This window comes from Bradyrhizobium sp. (assembly GCF_030693485.1).
Lineage (GTDB): Bacteria > Pseudomonadota > Alphaproteobacteria > Rhizobiales > Xanthobacteraceae > Bradyrhizobium.
Map to the genome: position 1 here is coordinate 26,336 of NZ_JAUYAN010000154.1, position 18,420 is coordinate 44,755.

22 protein-coding genes are annotated in these 18,420 nt (G+C 64.8%); 16 read left to right on the forward strand and 6 right to left on the reverse strand.

What is annotated here, in order from left to right:
* Nucleotides 1-43: 43 nt before the first annotated feature.
* The gene (locus tag Q8N40_RS11325) at nt 44-1,108 is read right to left on the reverse strand and encodes an MBL fold metallo-hydrolase (protein WP_305711877.1); all 1,065 of its coding nucleotides are present in this window, start codon (nt 1,106-1,108) and stop codon (nt 44-46) included.
* Nucleotides 1,109-1,373: 265 nt separating this feature from the next.
* On the opposite strand from Q8N40_RS11325, the gene ffh reads away from it, so the two are divergent.
* The 7 genes from ffh to Q8N40_RS11360 all read left to right on the forward strand — a co-directional run bounded on the left by ffh (nt 1,374) and on the right by Q8N40_RS11360 (nt 7,443).
* Nucleotides 1,374-2,921 carry a signal recognition particle protein gene (gene ffh / locus Q8N40_RS11330; protein ID WP_305711878.1) on the forward strand — a complete coding sequence of 516 codons (1,548 nt, stop codon included), beginning with the start codon at nt 1,374-1,376 and terminating at the stop codon, nt 2,919-2,921.
* 47 nt (nt 2,922-2,968) lie between these two features.
* Nucleotides 2,969-3,364 carry a 30S ribosomal protein S16 gene (gene rpsP, locus Q8N40_RS11335; RefSeq protein WP_305318072.1) on the forward strand — a complete coding sequence of 132 codons (396 nt, stop codon included), beginning with the start codon at nt 2,969-2,971 and terminating at the stop codon, nt 3,362-3,364.
* An 18-nt stretch (nt 3,365-3,382) separates the two neighbouring features.
* Nucleotides 3,383-3,940: a ribosome maturation factor RimM gene (rimM, locus tag Q8N40_RS11340; RefSeq protein WP_305318071.1), complete on the forward strand. Its 558-nt coding sequence runs from the start codon at nt 3,383-3,385 to the stop codon at nt 3,938-3,940.
* A 122-nt stretch (nt 3,941-4,062) separates the two neighbouring features.
* Nucleotides 4,063-4,812 (forward strand): tRNA (guanosine(37)-N1)-methyltransferase TrmD, encoded by a 750-nt coding sequence (gene trmD, locus Q8N40_RS11345; RefSeq protein ID WP_305711879.1) that lies wholly within the window; start codon nt 4,063-4,065, stop codon nt 4,810-4,812.
* A gap of 117 nt (nt 4,813-4,929) precedes the next feature.
* The gene (gene rplS / locus Q8N40_RS11350) at nt 4,930-5,328 is read left to right on the forward strand and encodes a 50S ribosomal protein L19 (RefSeq protein WP_305318073.1); all 399 of its coding nucleotides are present in this window, start codon (nt 4,930-4,932) and stop codon (nt 5,326-5,328) included.
* Between the two features lie 346 nt (nt 5,329-5,674).
* A complete protein-coding gene (leuC, locus tag Q8N40_RS11355) occupies nt 5,675-7,081 on the forward strand; it encodes a 3-isopropylmalate dehydratase large subunit (protein ID WP_305711880.1) in 1,407 nt (468 codons plus the stop codon).
* A 161-nt stretch (nt 7,082-7,242) separates the two neighbouring features.
* Nucleotides 7,243-7,443, forward strand: a complete 201-nt coding sequence (locus tag Q8N40_RS11360; RefSeq protein ID WP_305319186.1) for a hypothetical protein — start codon at nt 7,243-7,245, stop codon at nt 7,441-7,443.
* Between the two features lie 76 nt (nt 7,444-7,519).
* Here Q8N40_RS11360 and Q8N40_RS11365 read toward each other — a convergent pair whose 3' ends face one another.
* Nucleotides 7,520-8,089 carry a hypothetical protein gene (locus Q8N40_RS11365; RefSeq protein ID WP_371135673.1) on the reverse strand — a complete coding sequence of 190 codons (570 nt, stop codon included), beginning with the start codon at nt 8,087-8,089 and terminating at the stop codon, nt 7,520-7,522.
* 420 nt (nt 8,090-8,509) lie between these two features.
* The gene (locus Q8N40_RS11375) at nt 8,510-8,830 is read right to left on the reverse strand and encodes a hypothetical protein (RefSeq protein ID WP_305711881.1); all 321 of its coding nucleotides are present in this window, start codon (nt 8,828-8,830) and stop codon (nt 8,510-8,512) included.
* Between the two features lie 113 nt (nt 8,831-8,943).
* On the opposite strand from Q8N40_RS11375, the gene Q8N40_RS11380 reads away from it, so the two are divergent.
* From Q8N40_RS11380 to Q8N40_RS11400, 5 genes are all read left to right on the forward strand, one after another.
* The gene (locus Q8N40_RS11380; RefSeq protein ID WP_305319189.1) at nt 8,944-9,342 is read left to right on the forward strand and encodes a metallopeptidase family protein; all 399 of its coding nucleotides are present in this window, start codon (nt 8,944-8,946) and stop codon (nt 9,340-9,342) included.
* An 89-nt stretch (nt 9,343-9,431) separates the two neighbouring features.
* The gene (gene leuD, locus Q8N40_RS11385) at nt 9,432-10,037 is read left to right on the forward strand and encodes a 3-isopropylmalate dehydratase small subunit (RefSeq protein WP_305711882.1); all 606 of its coding nucleotides are present in this window, start codon (nt 9,432-9,434) and stop codon (nt 10,035-10,037) included.
* 64 nt (nt 10,038-10,101) lie between these two features.
* Nucleotides 10,102-10,890: a hypothetical protein gene (locus Q8N40_RS11390; RefSeq protein WP_305319191.1), complete on the forward strand. Its 789-nt coding sequence runs from the start codon at nt 10,102-10,104 to the stop codon at nt 10,888-10,890.
* Nucleotides 10,891-11,010: 120 nt separating this feature from the next.
* Nucleotides 11,011-11,424: a hypothetical protein gene (locus Q8N40_RS11395; protein WP_305711883.1), complete on the forward strand. Its 414-nt coding sequence runs from the start codon at nt 11,011-11,013 to the stop codon at nt 11,422-11,424.
* A gap of 32 nt (nt 11,425-11,456) precedes the next feature.
* Nucleotides 11,457-11,798 carry a cytochrome c gene (locus tag Q8N40_RS11400; protein ID WP_305711884.1) on the forward strand — a complete coding sequence of 114 codons (342 nt, stop codon included), beginning with the start codon at nt 11,457-11,459 and terminating at the stop codon, nt 11,796-11,798.
* A 6-nt stretch (nt 11,799-11,804) separates the two neighbouring features.
* Here Q8N40_RS11400 and Q8N40_RS11405 read toward each other — a convergent pair whose 3' ends face one another.
* A complete protein-coding gene (locus Q8N40_RS11405) occupies nt 11,805-12,680 on the reverse strand; it encodes a CoA ester lyase (protein WP_305711885.1) in 876 nt (291 codons plus the stop codon).
* 97 nt (nt 12,681-12,777) lie between these two features.
* On the opposite strand from Q8N40_RS11405, the gene Q8N40_RS11410 reads away from it, so the two are divergent.
* Nucleotides 12,778-13,425 (forward strand): carbonic anhydrase, encoded by a 648-nt coding sequence (locus tag Q8N40_RS11410; RefSeq protein ID WP_305711886.1) that lies wholly within the window; start codon nt 12,778-12,780, stop codon nt 13,423-13,425.
* A 188-nt stretch (nt 13,426-13,613) separates the two neighbouring features.
* On the opposite strand, the gene Q8N40_RS11415 is transcribed toward Q8N40_RS11410, so the two are convergent.
* Nucleotides 13,614-14,639, reverse strand: a complete 1,026-nt coding sequence (locus Q8N40_RS11415; RefSeq protein ID WP_305711887.1) for an aspartate-semialdehyde dehydrogenase — start codon at nt 14,637-14,639, stop codon at nt 13,614-13,616.
* 206 nt (nt 14,640-14,845) lie between these two features.
* On the opposite strand from Q8N40_RS11415, the gene Q8N40_RS11420 reads away from it, so the two are divergent.
* Together Q8N40_RS11420 and Q8N40_RS11425 are read left to right on the forward strand one after the other, a co-directional pair.
* Nucleotides 14,846-15,550, forward strand: a complete 705-nt coding sequence (locus Q8N40_RS11420; RefSeq protein WP_371135675.1) for a hypothetical protein — start codon at nt 14,846-14,848, stop codon at nt 15,548-15,550.
* 160 nt (nt 15,551-15,710) lie between these two features.
* The gene (locus Q8N40_RS11425; RefSeq protein ID WP_305319423.1) at nt 15,711-16,091 is read left to right on the forward strand and encodes a hypothetical protein; all 381 of its coding nucleotides are present in this window, start codon (nt 15,711-15,713) and stop codon (nt 16,089-16,091) included.
* Nucleotides 16,092-16,300: 209 nt separating this feature from the next.
* Here the strand turns inward: Q8N40_RS11425 and leuB are convergent, their stop codons facing one another.
* On the reverse strand, nt 16,301-17,413 hold the full coding sequence (leuB, locus tag Q8N40_RS11430) for a 3-isopropylmalate dehydrogenase (RefSeq protein WP_305711889.1): 1,113 nt from the start codon (nt 17,411-17,413) through the stop codon (nt 16,301-16,303).
* Between the two features lie 117 nt (nt 17,414-17,530).
* Between leuB and Q8N40_RS11435 the strand changes: the two genes are divergently transcribed.
* Entirely contained in the window at nt 17,531-18,394 is an 864-nt protein-coding gene (locus Q8N40_RS11435) for a DMT family transporter (protein WP_305711890.1), read from the forward strand.
* Nucleotides 18,395-18,420 lie beyond the last annotated feature (26 nt).

An 18,420-nucleotide genomic window follows, 5' to 3' on the forward strand; every position in this document is an offset into this window, starting at 1 on the left:
GCTCAGCGCTCGCGTTGCTTGCTTGGCCGGGACGACGGGTTTTCTAAACCTCCACCACCTGCCCTGGCTTGAGCGCGACAAAGCGCTCGCGCGGAACGCTGGTTTCGTCGAGTGCGGCATGCAACGCGGTAACCGGCGCGTCGATCGCTTCGTCGGTGAGCTGGAAGGTGCCGTGGTGATTCGCCAGCGCCTGCTCGGCGCCGCAATCGGCCAGCGCCTTGACGGCGTCGGCCGGGTTCATGTGCTGGTCCTTCATGAACCAGCGCGGCTCATAGGCGCCGATCGGGAGGATCGCCAACCGCAGCGGACCATGCTTCGCGGCGACCTTTCGGAAATGCGCGCCGTCGCCATAGCCGGAATCGCAGACGACGTAGATCTTGCCCGCCGGCGTCTCGATCACAAAACTGGCCCACAGCGCCTTGTTGCGATCGAACAGGCCGCGCGCCGTCCAGTGCCGGGTCGGCACCAGCGTTGCCGCGGTGCCGCCGCCGAGTTCGACGCGGTCGTGCCAGTCGAACGCCTCCGCCTTGATGGCGGCGTCGGCGCTGCGCATGGTGAGATCATTGCCGAGCGGCGTAATCACGCGGGGGGCAAATTTCGCAGCGAGTTTCGACAGCGTCGCGAGATCGAGATGATCGTAATGGCCATGCGACACCAGCACGACATCGATCGGCGGCAGCGCGTCGAACGCGATGCCGGGATCGTTGTGCCGCTTCGGCCCGGCAAAACTCACCGGCGAGACGCGCATCGACCACACCGGATCGATCAGGATGTTCAGACCCGAGGTCTGGATCAGCCAGCTGGCGTGGCCGACGAACGACAGGCGGACCTTGTCGCCGTTGACGCGCGGCGGCGGGGTATCGGCATATGAGTTCGGCGCCCATTCCGGCCATTTCGCGCGCTGCCGGTCACCGCCGAACTGCCAGCGCAGCACCTCGGCAAGCGATTTCGGCGGCACGCCGTCGGGATCGAAGAATTGCGTCCCGTCGAAATGGTCGGAGACGGGACCATCGTAGATTTTCATGCGGGACATCCAGACTGACGGCACGCCGATCGCAGCGGCGGTGCCGGCCAAAACCGTGAGAAATCGGCGGCGGGTAAGCTTCATGGTCCCGATTGGCCCCAAAATGCGTGTATCGGCAAGGGGGTGGCGCTTGATCGGGGTTCACGAAACCGCCATTTTGGTCGGGCTTTTCTTGACTTTCCGGGCTCATGGGGGTTTAACCGCCGCAATCCTCGGAAAGACGTTCTTTTCGACCCGCCGCCCGGCCCTGGAGGCCGGAGGTCAACGCCCGACAGCGCGATGCGCCCTCGGGCGCAAAATTGTTTTGGTATAGGCCTTTCTCCGAAAGGCCGTTCTTGGACTTGCGCTGATGTTCGACAATCTGTCGGAAAAACTGGGTGGCATTCTCGATCGGCTGACGGGGCGCGGGGCGCTGTCGGAAGCCGATGTCGATGCCGCGATGCGCGAGGTGCGCCGCGCGCTGCTCGAAGCCGACGTCTCGCTCGACGTGGTCCGCGGCTTCATCGATCGCGTCCGCGAGCAGGCGATCGGCGCCACCGTGGTCAAGTCGGTCACCCCCGGCCAGATGGTGGTGAAGATCGTCCATGACGAACTCGTCGCCACGCTCGGCTCCGAGGGCCAGACCATCGACCTCAACGCCGTGCCGCCGGTCGCCATCATGATGGTCGGCCTGCAGGGCTCCGGCAAGACCACCACCACCGCGAAACTGGCGCGACGCCTGACCCAGCGCGACAAGCGCAGGGTGCTGATGGCCTCGCTCGACATCTACCGCCCGGCAGCGATGGAGCAGCTCGCGGTGCTCGGGCGCGATCTCGATATCCAGACCCTGCCGATCGTGGCCGGCCAGAAGCCCGCGCAAATTGCCAGGCGGGCGCTGGACGCCGCCAAGCTCGGCGGCTACGACGTGGTGCTGCTCGACACCGCCGGCCGCACCACGCTCGACGAAGAAATGATGTCTGAGGCGGCCGAGATCAAATCCGCCGCCAACCCGCATGAAGTGCTGCTGGTCGCGGATTCGCTGACCGGCCAGGACGCGGTCAACCTCGCGCGTTCGTTCGACGAGCGCGTCGGCCTCACCGGCATCGTGCTGACGCGGGTCGACGGCGACGGCCGCGGCGGCGCCGCGCTGTCGATGCGCGCGGTCACCGGCAAACCGATCAAGTTGATCGGCACCGGCGAAAAGACCGATGCGCTGGAAGATTTTCACCCCAATCGGATCGCCGGTCGCATTCTCGGCATGGGCGACGTGGTGTCGCTGGTCGAGAAGGCCGCCGCCAACATCGACGCGGAAAAAGCCGCGCGCACCGCCGAGCGGATGCGCAAGGGCCAGTTCGACCTGTCGGACATGCGCGAGCAATTGCTGCAGATGGCGAATATGGGCGGCATCTCGGGCCTGATGGGCATGATGCCCGGCATCGCCAAGATGAAGAACCAGATCGCCAACGCCGGAATCGACGACAAGATCCTCAAGCGCCAGGTCGCGGTGATCGATTCGATGACCCGGCAGGAGCGCAAGAACCCCGACATCCTGAAGGCCAGCCGCAAGAAGCGCATCGCCGCGGGTGCCGGCCTCAAGGTCGAGGAAGTCAACAAGCTCCTCAAGATGCACCGGAACATGGCCGACATGATGAAGGCCATGGGCCAGGGCAAGCGCGGCCCGATGGCCGGCATCGCGCAGGCCATGGGTTTTGGCGGCGGCGGCATGCCATCGCCCGAGCAGATGAAAGCGCTGGCGGAAAAAATGCCGGGCGGCGCCGGCGGCATGCCCGCGCTGCCGAAGGATCTACCCGCCGGCCTGCGCGCAGGCCTGCCGAATTTGCCGGGGCTCACGGGCCTCAGCGGCAAGCCGACCCTGCCGGGTCTCGGCGGCTTTCCCGGCCTCGGCAAGAAGAAATAATCGCGATCAATCCACTCAACATAAACAGACCCCCGAAGGAGAACTCCATGTCAGTCGTTATCCGCCTCGCCCGCGCGGGCACCAAGAAGCGTCCGGTCTATCACGTCGTCGTCGCCGACTCGCGCTTTCCGCGCGATGGCCGTTTCATCGAGCGTCTCGGCCATTTCAATCCGCTGCTGCCGAAGGACAACGAGACCCGGCTGAAGCTCGACATGGACAAGGTCAAGAGCTGGCTCGCCAAGGGCGCGCAGCCGTCGGACCGCGTGTCGCGCTTCCTCGATGCCGCCGGCGTGGTCAAGCGCGCCGCGCGCAACAACCCGGAAAAGGCGCTGCCGCGCAAGGAGCGCAAGGCCAACGCCGAAGCCGCCGCGACCGCCTCCGCTGCTGCTGCCTCCGCGGCCAAGTCGGCCGCCGCTGCAGCCGCCGCCGCAGCCAAGAAGTAAGCGCGACCACGCGTGGCGATGCCGGCACACATCTGCATCGCCCGCATCGGCGCTCCGCACGGCGTGCGGGGCGCGGTGAAACTGTGGACTTTTACGGAAGACCCGTTTGCGGTGCAGGGTTACGGACCGCTCGTGACGAAAGACGGCGCGCGATCGTTCGAGATCGCGACCGCCCGCGAGGCCAAGGGCCATCTGGTGGCGACGCTGAAAGGCATCGCCACCCGCGAGGATGCCGAACGGCTCAACGGCATCGAACTCTACATCGCGCGCGAAAAACTGCCTGCACCCGACGAGAATGAATATTACCACGCCGACCTGATCGGGCTTGCTGCGGTGACATCCGCGGGCGAGCCGCTCGGCCGCGTCGCCGCGATCCATAATTTCGGCGCCGGCGACATCATCGAAATCGCGCCGCCCAGCGGCCCAACCATGCTGCTGCCGTTCACCAATGCCATCGTGCCGACGGTGGACCTCGCCGGCGGACGCGTGGTGATCGAACTGCCCGGTGAGATTATCGGCGACGAGCCAGACACCAGCCCCTCGGAACGTCGTCCCCGCAAAAGCGGGGACCCATAGCCACCGTGGTTTGTCGTAACATCGGATGGTGCGGCAGCTTGGGACAACACTGACAATTGTGGTTATGGGTCCCGGCTCGCGCTTCGCTTGGCCGGGACGACGAAGAGTTTATCGGGACTGACATGGCCATCACTCACAGACCTTGGCGCGCCACCGTGCTTACGCTGTTTCCGGACATGTTCCCGGGTCCGCTCGGCGTCAGCCTGGCGGGCAAGGCGCTGGCGTCAGGGTTGTGGGCGCTGGAGGCGCGGGACATCCGGGCCTCGGCCACCGACCGCCACCGCAGCGTCGACGACACCCCGGCCGGCGGCGGGCCCGGCATGGTGCTGCGCGCCGACGTGCTGGCGGACGCCATCGACGCCGCCGATATCACCCCGGATCGGCCAAAGCTGCTGATGAGCCCGCGGGGTCGGCCATTGACCCAGTCGCGGGTCGTGGAACTGGCTGCCGGGCCCGGGCCGCTGATCGTCTGCGGCCGGTTCGAGGGCATCGACCAGCGGGTGATCGAGGCCCGCCGGCTCGAGGAGGTTTCAATCGGGGATTACGTGCTGTCGGGCGGCGAAATCGCCGCTTTGGCGCTGATCGACGCCTGTGTCCGGCTGCTGCCCGGCGTGATGGGCAAGCTCGCCTCCGGCGAGGACGAGAGTTTTTCCGATTTCCTGCTGGAATACCCGCAATATACCCGCCCGCAGGAGTTCGAGGGCCGGCCGATCCCGGAAATCCTGACGTCCGGCGACCATGCCAAGGTGGCGGCGTGGCGGCGGGCCGAAGCCGAGGCCCTGACCAGGGCGCGGCGGCCGGATTTGTGGGCCGCCAGACTGGCCCCGACAGGGATTGGCCAAACGCGCCCAAAAAACACGACGGACGGGTGACAAGGCCCGGCCTTTGCCGTATAGGAGCGCCAAATCCGCGCAATGGCAGGATAGATGGACGTTCGCGCAGCCCGCGCCCTTGCAGGCTGGGGCGCGCCGCCGATGGAGATTTTCAAGATGAACCTCATTCAAGAGCTCGAAAAAGAGCAGTTCGACCGGCTTTCCGCCAGCAAGGTCATTCCGGAATTCGGGCCCGGCGACACCGTGATCGTCAACGTCAAGGTGGTCGAAGGCGACCGCTCGCGCGTGCAGGCCTATGAAGGCGTCTGCATCGGCCGCTCCGGCGGCGGGCTCAACGAGAGCTTCACCGTTCGCAAGATTTCCTACGGCGAAGGCGTCGAGCGCGTGTTCCCCGTGATGTCGCCGATGATCGACTCGATCACCGTGGTGCGCCGCGGCAAGGTGCGTCGCGCCAAGCTGTATTACCTGCGCAACCTGCGCGGCAAGTCGGCCCGCATCGTCGAGAAGAAGACCGAGCGCCCCGAGAAGGCCCCGAAGGTCGCCGCCGCGAAGTAATCCAGGTCATTCCCCTGCATGGAGATGTGACGAAAAGCGCGGGGGTTGGCCCCCGCGCTTTTTTGTTGCGGCATGCCGATCCAGGCCTTCCGCCGCCTCATCGATTCATTGTCGCGATGCCCGGCGCCGTGCTAGAAATTTAACATGGCTCCAGATCAGACCAGCTTCCTATGCCGCCTCGCCGCACGGATCGTGATCGACGATCGCTCGCGCCTGCCTGGCCGCTTCTTCGGACGGTTCACGACCTCCGCGACGTCGGAACTTTAAACGCGCGCTCTGATGTTCGTTTGATTGCGCGTAGCCGCGCTCACCTGCTCACCTGAATTTTCCTTTGGAGCTGACGCTCATGTCCAAACCGACCACGCTGTACGACAAGATCTGGGACGACCATCTGGTTCACGAGGCCGACGACGGCACCTGCCTGCTGTATATCGACCGCCATCTGGTTCACGAGGTCACCTCGCCGCAGGCTTTTGAAGGCCTGCGCAGCACCGGCCGCAAGGTTCACGCGCCCGAGAAGACGCTGGCCGTGGTCGATCACAACATCCCGACCACCGACCGCTCGAAACCCAATCCGGATCCGGAGAGCATCGAGCAGATGAAGGTGATGGCCGACAACGCCAGGGAATTCGGAATCACCTATTACAACGAGCACGACAAGCGCCAGGGTATCGTGCACGTCATCGGCCCCGAGCAGGGCTTTACGCTGCCCGGCACCACCATCGTCTGCGGCGACAGCCACACCTCGACGCATGGCGCGTTCGGCGCGCTGGCGCACGGCATCGGCACCTCCGAGGTCGAGCACGTGCTGGCGACGCAAACCCTGATCCAGAAGAAGGCCAAGAACATGCGCGCCGTCGTCGACGGCGTCCTGCCCGACGGCGTCACCGGCAAGGACATCATCCTGGCTATCATCGGCGAGATCGGCACCGCCGGCGGCACCGGCTATGTGCTGGAGTATACCGGCGACGCGATCCGCGCGCTGTCGATGGAAGGCCGCATGACGGTCTGCAACATGTCGATCGAGGGCGGCGCCCGCGCCGGCCTGATCGCGCCGGATGAAAAGGCGTTCGAATATCTGAAGGGCCGCCCGATGTCGCCGAAGGGCGAAGCCTGGGACGCCGCGATGCGCTACTGGGACACGCTGCGCAGCGACGAGGGCACGCATTTCGATCACCAGATCCGGCTCGATGCGGCCAAGCTGCCGCCGATCGTGACCTGGGGCACCTCGCCCGAGGACGTGGTGTCGATATCCGGCTTCGTGCCGGACCCGGACCAGATCGCCGACGAAGCCAAGCGGCTGTCAAAGCATCGCGCGCTGAAATATATGGGCCTGACCGCCGGCACCAAAATCACCGACATCAAGCTCGACCGCATCTTCATCGGTTCCTGCACCAACGGCCGGATCGAGGATCTTCGCGCGGCGGCGAAAGTCGTGGACGGCAAGACCGTGAACGCCAATCTCAGCGCCATGATCGTGCCGGGCTCCGGAATCGTGAAGGAGCAGGCGGAAGCCGAAGGCCTCGACAAGATCTTCATCAAGGCCGGCTTCGAATGGCGCGAGCCGGGCTGCTCGATGTGTCTGGCCATGAACCCCGACAAGCTCTCGCCCGAAGAGCGCTGCGCCTCGACCTCGAATCGCAATTTCGAGGGCCGTCAGGGATTCAAGGGCCGGACCCATCTGGTGTCGCCGGCGATGGCGGCGGCGGCGGCGATCGCCGGGCATTTTGTCGATATCAGGGAATGGCGGTAAAGCGCCGCTTGATCAGGGGGTGGCGGTAAACCGCCACGTGATCGGGATGTGGCGGTAAACCGCCACTTGCCTCAACCCTGACATATCCCTGAAACCTCTCGTTAAAGAACCGGGAGCAGACTGGCTCCTTGCGGAGATGGACTTCGCGAGGAGAGCGGACTGTGGCCGACAAGCCGGTATTCGTCGATCTGATCAGCGAGGCGACGCGCCAGGTGCGGCGTCGCATCGTGCGGCAGGCCGTGGCGCCGGAGGCCAAGCAGGAATCGCGGCTCGCGCACCGGCCGAACGGGATGGCGCATTGGCGGGTGCAGACGTTCACGCCATGGAAGCTCAAGCCCTGGAACTGGAAAGACTGGGATTGAGCCGGAGATCATCGCAGGAGATACAAGTCAGGCACCCAAGCGGGCGCCTGACTCATTTCAGCCAACAGTTCGAGTCTCACCAATACCGGTAGCCCAAGTGATGCCACGGGCGATAACGGCAGATCTTGCGCGGGCCGTAATAGGTCCAGACCACCTTGCAGAACCTGCGCGGGTAATATTGGCGCTGCGGATAGTAAACCGGCGCGTAGCCGTAGTAGCGCGGGCGGAAATGGTGGCGATGATGGAAGTGGGCGCGCCGCGGTCCGACATGATGATGCCGCACAATTCCCGGCGCGGCGAAACGGTAGCCGCCGCCACGATGGAGTGCCGGGCCTGCACGAAAACCACCGCCGCGAAAACCACCACCGCCTCCGCCCCGGAAACCACCACCATGACCGCGGCCACCCCTGACTTCCGTTGTCAGTCCGTCCAGGGCATGTTTCGCGGCCGGTGCAGCGCCGGGATTGATCAGCGACAAGGCCTCGGCGCGCTGGCCCATCGCGGTCACGAGCAGCAGCATGGTTGCCACCGAAAAACCGAAGCTGCGAATGGCGCGCCTGGGATCTGGAAAATTCAGCATGCGTGAGATCTCCCCGAATGGGTGTCGCGGGCGGCCATGCAGCGGCCTGCCCTTCGGCACGTTCATTTGATCGCTCCCGATATCAGATTATGTTTGGCGACGTGAACGCGCCATGAACGTGCTGCGTACGCAATCCGCAGGCGAGGCAAAGGCACGCTTGCGACTTGCCGACCCTAGCGGCTTGCGATCACCACCACCCCGGCGCGAAGCCGAAACCAAATGTGAACGGCGCCGGCACGGAATAAGGATAAGGCCGATAGTAATAGGGCCTGGCGTAATAACGGGGCTGGGGCCGGTCATACGTCCGGATGCCATGGTGCTGATAACGCCGATGGTAACGCCGCGCGCTGAAGTCGGTCGCACGCTCCGCGTCCGCCGTTTGCATCGCCGGTTTCGCCGGAGCAGCTGTCGCGATCGGAGCGCCAGCGGCCAGGGTTATTGCTACGGCTGTCGTAACGATGGCCGCCCCGATCCACCTCTTCATGACTAGCCGGGCCGCCAATAGCAGTTCATGCGCGGCGTGATTACGGTGCCGCTCGGCCGATATTCCTGCACATAGGTCGCGGTGCAGTCGCGCACCGCGTTACGACCGGGATTGTATTGGGGATAGACCGGCGGCCGCCACTCCTGCCGCGGATAGACCAGCACGCGACGGATCACGCGACGCCGCTGCTGTGCCGACATATCGGTCGGAGCTGCCTGCGCCGTCCGCATTCCCGGCGGCGCGGTTTGCGCCTGCGCGACCGCCCCGGACATCAAGAGCCCGACAAAAGCAGCCGATACCGCCGCCATCACAATCCGCATCATCAAGCCTCGACCCTGTTGGTGGCCGCAACGTCTCCGATTGCCGCGCCGAGGTCAACTCATCGGAGCCACAAAACCGGTAGGCACGTTGGGGGTACCCGCGTTAAACAGGCCCAATGTGGACCACAGCACGAGCGCCGTCGCTGGCCGAGATGGAAGCCATGGCGCATGAGGTTTTCGAGCGCCTGCCCAGGGGATTTCGCGCCTTGTGCGAGGGCGTGATCCTGCGCGTCGACGATTTCCCGACCGACGAGGTGCTGGAGGAAATGAAGGCGGAAAGCGAATTCGATCTGCTCGGCCTGTTTCAGGGCGTCGGACTGCCGTTCCGCAGCAATAACGACATCGCCCAGTTGCCCAACATGGTCTGGCTCTACCGCCGCCCGATCCTGGACTACTGGGCCGACCATGAGGAGACGCTGGGCCATATCGTCCGCCATGTGCTGATTCACGAGATCGGCCACCATTTCGGGCTCTCCGACGATGATATGGAGGCGATCGAGGCGCAGGTCGATTAGGGCCTTGTCAGGCGATTTTCGCTTTAATGCCTGACGCATTCGCGATAAACCATTCGACGAACCCAAACCCTGGCCGAGAAGTGCAACCGATGGACAAGTTCACCACGCTGGAAGGCGTCGCGGCGCCCCTGAAGATCATCAATGTCGACACCGACATGGTGATCCCGAAGCAGTACCTGAAGACCATCAAGCGCACCGGCCTCGGCAAGGGACTGTTCTCGGAACAGCGCTACAAGGACGACGGCAGCGAGAACCCGGATTTCATCCTCAACAAGCCGGCCTACCGCAGCGCCAAAATCCTCGTCGCCGGCGATAATTTCGGCTGCGGTTCGAGCCGCGAGCACGCGCCATGGGCGCTGCTGGATTTCGGCATCCGTTGCGTGATCTCGACCTCGTTCGGCGACATCTTCTACAACAACTGCTTCAAGAACGGCATTCTGCCGATCCGCGTCACCCAGGACGACCTCGACAAATTGTTCGACGATGCCGAGCGCGGCGCCAATGCGACGCTGACCGTCGATCTCGCCAAACAGGAAATCCGCGGCCCCGACGGCGGCACGGTGAAGTTCGAGATCGACCCGTTCCGCAAGCACTGCCTGATGAACGGCCTCGACGACATCGGCCTCACCATGGAAAAGAAGGCCTCGATCGACGCCTATGAGGAAAAGGCCAAAACCGCGCGCGCCTGGGCCTGATCTTCCCGCGAGCACACATGCTCGCGCGAGCACCCGCTCGAAAGCGCTCCGGAAGGTGACGTGAATGCTGCCCGACGTCGTCACCTTCTGGCATGGCCCGCTCGATCGGCTGCGCCAGACCTGCCTGAGGTCGCAGGTCGCGGCCGGCCACAACGTCACCGTCTACAGTTTCGATCCGCTGCCGGGCCTGCCCGACGGCGTCGGCAACGCCGAGGCCGAAGCGGTCCTGCCGCACGCCTTCTCCGAAAGGCTTCGCCCGCCGCAACCGGACGGCAGCTGGCGCGACTGGACCACATTACAATTCTCGGATTTTTTCCGGATGCGGCTGATGGCGCAGCGCGCCGGGCTGTGGCTCGATGCCGACGTGCTGCTGCTGCGGCCGGTCGGGATCGATCCCGCGAAGCCGTTGTTTGCCTGGGAAAGGCCGCGCCAACTCGGCAACTCGGTGCTCTATCTGCCGCCGAACGACGCCATCGTCGTGGCGTTCGAGCAACTGATGCAGCAGGACGAATTGACGCCGGACTGGCTGGCGCTGCGGCACCGCCTGATCTTCGGCTTGCGCAAGCTGCGCGGCAAATCGAACCGGCTCGCCGATATTCGCGTCGCGATCTTTGGGCCCGCGGCGCTGACCGCGCTGGCCGCGCGCAGCGGCGAACTCGGCTACGCGTTGCCGAAGAAATCGTTCTACGCCGTTCACGCCGAACCGACGCGCTTCTTCGACCCCTCGGATTTTTCGGCCCTGATCAGCGATCCCGACATAACAGGGCTGCATATTTCGCCGAAAGGCCGCGGCAGCCAGCCGCCGCTGCCCGGCAGCCTCTATGCATGGGCGGTGGAGCGGTTTGGGGCTTGAGCGCATCGCCCTCCCCTTCGAGGAGGGTAAGCGTCCCCCCGGCCTGTTTGATCTACCGCAACGACCCTTTCCCGGTTTGCGCTCATATGGGTGAAATTCTGCCAGCTAGCGGAGGCACCCATGACGGCCCACGAGCACCCGTTTCCCCGCGTCGAAGCGCTGATCAATACGTTTTCCGATTGGCTGAGACACCGGCGGGACCTCAGCGAGGTCCGCCGGATGGACACCACCGAATTCGACCGCATCGCCGGCGATCTGCGGGTATCTCCCGGCGAACTCGATACGCTGGTCCGGCGGGGGCCGCATGCCGCGGACGAATTGCCCAAGCTGCTCAAGGCCCTCGGCATCAATGAAGCCGATCTGGCGCGGACCGAGCCTCTGGTGCTGCGCGATATGGAGCGCGTCTGCGCCATGTGCGCGAGCAAGAAGCAATGCGACCGCGATCTCGCCGCCGGCACTTCGGCCGAGCATTATGAGGGATATTGCCTCAACGCGCCCACCATCGAGAGCCTTGACCAGCCGGTGAAGCCGTAAGGCTGGCGGCGAACGGCAGCGGATCAGTCAAGATGACGCGCACGATCTGGATACGCATCGTGCTGGCCGCCGCGATCGCGCTGGCGGCATTGCTCTTCATCCGGCTGCACAATGCCAGCGGCGCATCCACCGACAGCGCGGGATATCGCCTGGCCGCCGCCTGGTGCAGGGATTGTCACTCGATCGAGGCGGCGACCGCGGGGGCCAGCCGTGGCCCGCCGGATTTCACCGCGATCGCCAACCGGCACGCGACCACAGCGCTTTCGCTGAGAGTTTTCCTTCAAACCAGCCATCCAAGCATGCCGAATATCATCCTCAGGCCGGATGAGAGCGACAGTCTCGTGAACTACATCCTGAGCCTGAAGCGGGACTGACGCCCGCTACGGCTGCGCCATCGCCGCGATCGCGTCTGATATAGCGATGGTGCGCCGGGCCATGTCGGCGTGCAGCCGCTCCACCATCTGGCCGTCGAGCGAGATCGCGCCGCGCGCGGCGTTCTCAGGCCGCTCGAACGCGGCGATGATCTTGCGGGCGTGCGCGACTTCCTCCGCCGGCGGCGTGAAGATCGCATTGCAGGCCTCGATCTGGCCGGGATGGATCAGGGTCTTGCCGTCGAAACCGAGATCGCGGCCCTGCGCGCATTCCTGGCCGAAGCCGTCGACATTGCTGAAATCGCTGTAGGGTCCGTCGAGAATTTCGAGACCGTGGGCGCGGGTGGCGAGGATGCAGTGGGTGATCATCGGGACCATCGCCGCGCGCCCCGGCAGCATCTTGATCCGCGTCTCGCGCGAAATATCGTTCGGCCCGAACACGAAGCCGGCCAGCCGCACCTCGCGCGCCGCGGCGGCGAGCTGCTCGGCATGCAGCACCGCGCGCGACGTCTCGATCATGGCCCAGACCCGGATCGACACGTCCGCGTTGATGGCGCTGAGACGATCGGCGATGGTGGCGAGATCCTCGACGCTGGAAATCTTCGGCACCAGAATGCCGTCCGGCCGCGCCTTGCCGGCCATCGCGACGTCATCGATCCACCACGGCGAATCCAGCGCGTTGACGCGGATCAGCACCTCGCGCCGGCCGAACCCCCTGGCGGCGACGGCGGCGGCGATCTGATCGCGCGCCATCGCCTTGGCGTCCGGCGCCACCGAATCCTCGAGATCGAGGATGAGGCCGTCAGCGTGGAGATTCCGGGCTTTTTCCAGCGCCCGCGCATTCGACCCCGGCATGAACAGCAGGCTGCGGCGCGGACGGATCATGGCCGGGTCCCTTCAACTTTCGATTTTCCCGCGATAACATTTCGGTAGAGCCTCCGAAAGGCTTGTTCCCGTCAGCGCCATATGGTTAGCAACCCGCATGTCATTCCCGAAACATCTGATCGAAGGCTACCGGACCTTCACCTCGCAACGGCTGCCGACCGAGCAGTCGCGCTACCGCGAACTTTCCGAGCGCGGCCAGTCGCCCGCGGTGATGGTGATCGGCTGCTGCGATTCCCGGGTATCGCCGGAAGTGATCTTCGACGCCGGTCCCGGCGAATTGTTCGTGGTGCGCAACGTCGCCAATCTGGTGCCGGTCTATCAGCCCGATGGCGGCGCCCATGGCGTTTCAGCGGCGCTGGAATATGCGGTCAACGTGCTGCGCATCAAGCACATCGTGGTGCTCGGCCATGCCCAATGCGGCGGCATCCGCGCCTTCATCGACGATATCGAGCCGCTGTCACCAGGCGACTTCATCGGCCGCTGGATGGCGATGTTCATCAAGCCCGGCGAGGTGGTCGAGCAGCGCGAGCGCGAATCGAGGCAGGAATTCATCATCCGGATCGAGAAGGCCGCGATCCATCGCAGCCTGGAGAACCTGATGACGTTTCCGTTCGTGCAGACGCTGGTGAACAAGGGCGAGTTGAACCTGCACGGCGCCTATTTCGGCGTCGCCGAAGGCTCGCTGTTCCTGCTCGATCAGGAGGCGAAGGAATTTCACAGCGTGGGGACAGATCCGGCGGAGTGAATGCTCTTTTCCCTCTCCCCTTGTGCGAGAGGGTGGATCGAATGCGCATAGCGCATTCGAGACGGGTGAGGGGTTGGCTCAGCGAACGGACTGCTCGCGGATAAAAACCCCTCATCCGGCGCTTCGCGCCACCTTCTCGCACAAGGGGAGAAGGAAGAAGCAGCGCCTATATTCAGACGTTACGCGGCCTACTTCTTCGCGCTGATCAGCTTGCGGTTGATCAGACATTCGGCGATCTGGACCGCGTTCAGCGCCGCGCCCTTGCGCAGATTGTCCGACACGCACCACAGCACCAGACCGTTCTCCACCGTGGGATCGGTGCGGATGCGGCTGATATAGGTGGCGTCCTCGCCGGCGGCTTCATAGGGGGTGACGTAGCCGCCGGGTTCGTGCTTGTCGATCACCAGGCAGCCCGGCGCGTTGCGCAGGATGTCGCGCGCCTCGTCGGCCGAGATCGGATTCTCGAACTCGATGGTGACGGCCTCGGAATGGCCGACGAACACCGGCACCCGCACGCAGGTCGCGGTCAGCTTGATTTTGGGATCAAGAATCTTCTTGGTCTCCATCATCATCTTCCACTCTTCCTTGGTGTAGCCGTCCTCCATGAACACGTCGATCTCGGGGATCACATTGAAGGCGATACGCTTGGGGAATTTCTTGTTGATCAATTCGCTGTTGGTGTAGACCGCCTTGGTCTGCGAAAACAGCTCGTCCATGGCGTCCTTGCCGGCGCCCGACACCGACTGATAGGTCGAGACCACGACGCGCTTGATGACGGCGTGATCGTGCAGCGGCTTCAGCGCCACCACGAGCTGCGCGGTTGAGCAGTTCGGGTTGGCGATGATGTTCTTTTTGGTGAAGCCCGCGACCGCATCCGCGTTGACCTCGGGCACGATCAGCGGCACGTCCGGATCCATCCGCCACGCCGAGGAATTGTCGATCACCACCGCGCCGGCGGCGCCGATCTTCGGCGACCATTCCTTCGACACCGCGCCGCCCGCCGACATCAGGCAGATATCGACGTCGGAGAAATCGAAATGCTCGAGCGCCTTGCACTTCAGGGTGCGGTCGCCATAGGACACTTCGACGCCCATGCTGCGGCGTGAGGCCAGCGCCACCACCTCGTCAGCCGGGAATTTGCGTTCGTCCAGAATGTTGAGCATTTCCCGCCCGACATTGCCGGTCGCTCCGACCAGCGCGACTTTGTAACCCATCGTTCACTCTCCGACGAAAAATGCTCACCCGCCGCTTGATGCGGAAAGGGAAGAGGCAGCGCTTCTATGCGAGAAACGCCCACAAGACAACGTTACACCGTGTGCCCGGGCGTTTGATGCAATCGTTTTTGGCTTCCCCTGCCAACTCATATTACGCGAACAGGATACATCCGGCGCTGACCAGCTTTGCCGATGAATGTTGCGGCATGCTGGCGCGCCTGATTGCCTATGTGGGGACACTGGCGCTGCTTGCCATCGTCGGTGTCCATCTGTGGGACCGGTTGCCCGACATTGCCGATCCCGGGCCGGCGGCGCAGGCGGGCTGGAGCGCGGCCTCGCGCTCGCACCCGGCGTTTGCCATCAGCCAGATTGATTCGCCCGACAAAACAGAGACTTATGAGGTTCTTCGGCATCCCGCAGGCGGCCGCAAGGATGTCTTGCGCTGGGGGCCCGCCGGCGTATGGCCGCTAGCCGAGCTCGAAATCTATCGCTTCGGTGCGGAAATGGGCCAATCGGACCCTGTCACGGCCGAACTCGCCGCACGCATGGGGGTTCAAAGCCCCTCCGATCTCGAAGCCGCCGGCGTCATCGACAGCAAATTCGGCCATGTCACGCTGCTCCGCCCCGCCGACGGCGCGCGTTCCTGCCTGGGCTTCTTCAGGCGTATCGACGAACCCGGCCTGCAGATCTCCGGCTGGTCATGTCAAAGCGAGACCGTGCCGGCACGGCGCGCCGCGATCTCCTGCATGCTGAACCGGCTGGTGCTGCTGACGGCCGCAAATGATCCGAAACTGGTCGAATTGTTCGCCCCCGCCGAACTCCGGCGCAGCGCCTGTACCAGCGCCACGTCAGCCGTATCGGCGGATTGGGTGACCGCCGCGCAAAACCCGCTTCTGCGCGGCAGGCTGTAAGTTGTGCCTTCTGCCAAGGCGTTGGTTTTTATGAAACTTTTTAGCTCAACCCGGCATTATTGTGACGGGGTGTGGCCCAATTGACCTAGCGACGATATACCCGGAGCGGCTAGAATGGCTGCAAATCGGATATGGCGGTCCGGCCGCCCGTGAGGACCTGATGACCCTGAAATTCCCTGCCGCCACCAAGTTCGCGGCGATGTTTGCCGCAGCCGCCATCGTCGCCATCGGCTTTGACGTCACTTCGGCTGATGCGCAGACCCGTTACGACCGCGACGGCCGGCCCTATTACGGCAAGCAGGGCCCGAACCGTTCCTACCAGCAGGGCCCACGCACGCGCGTCTACGTCACCACGCGCTCCTGGCTCGATGCCGGCACCGAAGTGCTGCCCGGCGACCGCAAGTTCCAGGACTACGCGTTCCCGCCGGCGCTCGGCTATCCCTCGTTCGCCCGCGAGAACCTGAACCGCCCGATCGACCGCCACCCGCTGAATCCGCCGTCGGACATGGGCGGCTATCCGCAGCGCTTCCCGCTGTATTGATTTTCAACGTCTTTGCCGCGAAGGCGCGCATGTTGCCGCTCGAAATGGATCTCGGTGGCGCGACGGCTGACAGTCGGTCCCCTCTCCCGCTTGCGGGGGAGGGGTAGGGTGGGGGCTGCCTCATCCCCACGCCTCGACCTCGCAGTTGCCGATAGACCCCCACCCCGGCCCTCCCCCGCAAGCGGGAGAGGGGGAAGAAAGGTCGCGGCTTACGCGTGCAGCGCCTGCAGCTCTTTCAGGATCGCCTCGCCCATCTGCGTCGTGTTCACCGCAATGGTGCCTTCCGACTTGATGTCGGCGGTGCGCAGGCCTTTGGCCAGCACCGCGGCGATGGCGGCATCCAGCTTGTCGGCGAGTTCGCCCATGTCGAACGAATAGCGCAGCGCCATTCCGAACGAGGCGATCATCGCGATCGGATTGGCCGCGCCGGTGCCGGCGATGTCAGGCGCCGAGCCGTGCACCGGCTCGAACAGCGAGCGGCGCTTTTTGGTCTTGACGTCGATCTCGCCGAGCGAGGCCGAGGGCAGCATGCCGAGCGAACCCGTCAGCATTGCCGCGATATCCGAGAGCATGTCGCCGAACAGATTGTCGGTGACGATGACGTCGAACTGCTTCGGCCATTTGACCAGGTTCATGCCGCCGGAATCGGCCAGCTGATGCTCGAGCTCCACATCCTTGTACTCGCGGGCATGCACCTGGGTCACGACCTCGTTCCACAGCACGCCCGACTTCATGACGTTGCGCTTTTCCATCGAGGTCAGCTTGTTGCGACGCTTGCGCGCCAGATCGAACGCGACGCGGGCGATGCGCTCGATCTCGTAAGTGTCGTAGACCTGCGTATCGATGGCGCGCTTCTGGCCGTTGCCGAGATCGGTGATGGTTTTCGGCTCGCCGAAATAGACCCCGCCGGTGAGCTCGCGCACGATCATGATGTCGAGGCCCTCGACCACCTCGCGCTTCAGGCTCGAGGCGTCCGCCAGCGCCGGATAGCACACCGCCGGGCGCAGATTGGCGAACAGCGCGAGTTCCTTGCGCAGCCGCAACAGCCCGGCTTCGGGCCGCGCGTCATAGGGCACGCCGTCCCATTTCGGCCCGCCGACCGCGCCGAAAATCACCGCATCGGCGGCCATCGCCATCGCCATGGTGGCGTCGGTGATGCTCTGCTGGCTGGCGTCATAGGCCGAGCCGCCGACCAGCCCCTGCTCGGTCGAGAAACTCGCGATGCCCTGCGCATTGAGCCAGTCGATCAGGCGTTTCACCTCCGCCATCACTTCGGGGCCGATGCCGTCGCCGGGGAGAAGCAGCAGTTTATGGGTCGCCATGGTCGTTCCTCATCCAATTCCGCGCGGGAGTGCTAATGCGCCCGGGGCGGATTGGCAAGGCAGCTCCAGTCAGCGACAATTCGCTTTACGATCAAGCCCGCCCACAAGACGGACCTCATGACCCTGGCCATCCTGTTTGCCTTCGCGTCCGCGGCCTGCCTCGGCGCGGGCGTGGTCACGACGCAGTTCGGGCTGCGCAGCGTCGAGCCGCTCTCGGGCGCCGCAATCAGCGTCCCCAGCTTCGCGCTGCTGTTTCTGCTGCTGTCGCCGCTGCTGCTGTACGGCGAGCCCGTGGTGTGGCGCGGGGTGCCTGTCTTCGTCGCCATCGGGCTGGTTTTCCCGGCGCTGCTGACCCTGATGACCTTTGCGTCCAACCGCGCGCTGGGGCCTGTGGTCACCTCGACCCTCGGCAATCTCGCGCCGCTGTTCGCGGTGGCGCTGGCCGTCGTCGTGCTGCAGGAGCCGCTGCGGAGCCTGCAGTTCGCGGGTCTTGTGCTCGCGGTGAGCGGGGCCGTGATCATCACCGTGACGCGCCCGCGGGACTTCGGGAGCTGGCGGACCTGGGCGCTGCTGCTGCCGCTCGGCGGCGCGGTGCTGCGCGGCGTCATCCCGCCGGTGGTCAAGCTGGGGCTTGAAGTCTGGCCCAGCCCGCTGTGGGCCTGCCTGATCGGCTACGTGATGTCGTCGCTGGTCGTGCTGACCGTCCAGCGCGTCCGGCGGGGAAGTTTCGTGGTGGCCGCGCCAAGGTCCGGCCGGCTGTGGTTTGCCGTGACGGGGATCCTCAATGGGCTGAGCGCGCTCACCCTGTTTGCCGCCGTGCGTCACGGGCCGATTACGCTGGTGGCGCCGCTGGTGGCGGTCTATCCGCTGGTGACCGTACTGCTGAGCGCCGTCATGCTGCGTCAGGTGCTGATCACGGCCCGGATCGTCGCCGGAACCGCGCTGACGGTGGCGGGCGTAGCATTGGTGCTGATCGGGTAAGGGGTGCGCGAAGTTCGCCCCCAACC

What these genes read in the sequence shown, in the direction of transcription:
- trmD (WP_305711879.1), top strand. Translation starts at nt 4,063, where the DNA reads ATGGCCATCACTCACAGACCTTGGCGCGCCACCGTGCTTACGCTGTTT.
- rplS (WP_305318073.1), top strand. Translation starts at nt 4,930, where the DNA reads ATGAACCTCATTCAAGAGCTCGAAAAAGAGCAGTTCGACCGGCTTTCC.
- rimM (WP_305318071.1), top strand. Translation starts at nt 3,383, where the DNA reads ATGCCGGCACACATCTGCATCGCCCGCATCGGCGCTCCGCACGGCGTG.
- Q8N40_RS11365 (WP_371135673.1), bottom strand. Translation starts at nt 8,089, where the DNA reads ATGAACGTGCCGAAGGGCAGGCCGCTGCATGGCCGCCCGCGACACCCA.
- Q8N40_RS11380 (WP_305319189.1), top strand. Translation starts at nt 8,944, where the DNA reads ATGTGGACCACAGCACGAGCGCCGTCGCTGGCCGAGATGGAAGCCATG.
- Q8N40_RS11410 (WP_305711886.1), top strand. Translation starts at nt 12,778, where the DNA reads ATGTCATTCCCGAAACATCTGATCGAAGGCTACCGGACCTTCACCTCG.
- Q8N40_RS11405 (WP_305711885.1), bottom strand. Translation starts at nt 12,680, where the DNA reads ATGATCCGTCCGCGCCGCAGCCTGCTGTTCATGCCGGGGTCGAATGCG.
- ffh (WP_305711878.1), top strand. Translation starts at nt 1,374, where the DNA reads ATGTTCGACAATCTGTCGGAAAAACTGGGTGGCATTCTCGATCGGCTG.
- Q8N40_RS11420 (WP_371135675.1), top strand. Translation starts at nt 14,846, where the DNA reads ATGCTGGCGCGCCTGATTGCCTATGTGGGGACACTGGCGCTGCTTGCC.
- leuB (WP_305711889.1), bottom strand. Translation starts at nt 17,413, where the DNA reads ATGGCGACCCATAAACTGCTGCTTCTCCCCGGCGACGGCATCGGCCCC.
- rpsP (WP_305318072.1), top strand. Translation starts at nt 2,969, where the DNA reads ATGTCAGTCGTTATCCGCCTCGCCCGCGCGGGCACCAAGAAGCGTCCG.
- Q8N40_RS11435 (WP_305711890.1), top strand. Translation starts at nt 17,531, where the DNA reads ATGACCCTGGCCATCCTGTTTGCCTTCGCGTCCGCGGCCTGCCTCGGC.
- Q8N40_RS11395 (WP_305711883.1), top strand. Translation starts at nt 11,011, where the DNA reads ATGACGGCCCACGAGCACCCGTTTCCCCGCGTCGAAGCGCTGATCAAT.
- Q8N40_RS11415 (WP_305711887.1), bottom strand. Translation starts at nt 14,639, where the DNA reads ATGGGTTACAAAGTCGCGCTGGTCGGAGCGACCGGCAATGTCGGGCGG.
- Q8N40_RS11400 (WP_305711884.1), top strand. Translation starts at nt 11,457, where the DNA reads ATGACGCGCACGATCTGGATACGCATCGTGCTGGCCGCCGCGATCGCG.
- Q8N40_RS11425 (WP_305319423.1), top strand. Translation starts at nt 15,711, where the DNA reads ATGACCCTGAAATTCCCTGCCGCCACCAAGTTCGCGGCGATGTTTGCC.
- leuD (WP_305711882.1), top strand. Translation starts at nt 9,432, where the DNA reads ATGGACAAGTTCACCACGCTGGAAGGCGTCGCGGCGCCCCTGAAGATC.
- leuC (WP_305711880.1), top strand. Translation starts at nt 5,675, where the DNA reads ATGTCCAAACCGACCACGCTGTACGACAAGATCTGGGACGACCATCTG.
- Q8N40_RS11325 (WP_305711877.1), bottom strand. Translation starts at nt 1,108, where the DNA reads ATGAAGCTTACCCGCCGCCGATTTCTCACGGTTTTGGCCGGCACCGCC.
- Q8N40_RS11390 (WP_305319191.1), top strand. Translation starts at nt 10,102, where the DNA reads ATGCTGCCCGACGTCGTCACCTTCTGGCATGGCCCGCTCGATCGGCTG.
- Q8N40_RS11375 (WP_305711881.1), bottom strand. Translation starts at nt 8,830, where the DNA reads ATGATGCGGATTGTGATGGCGGCGGTATCGGCTGCTTTTGTCGGGCTC.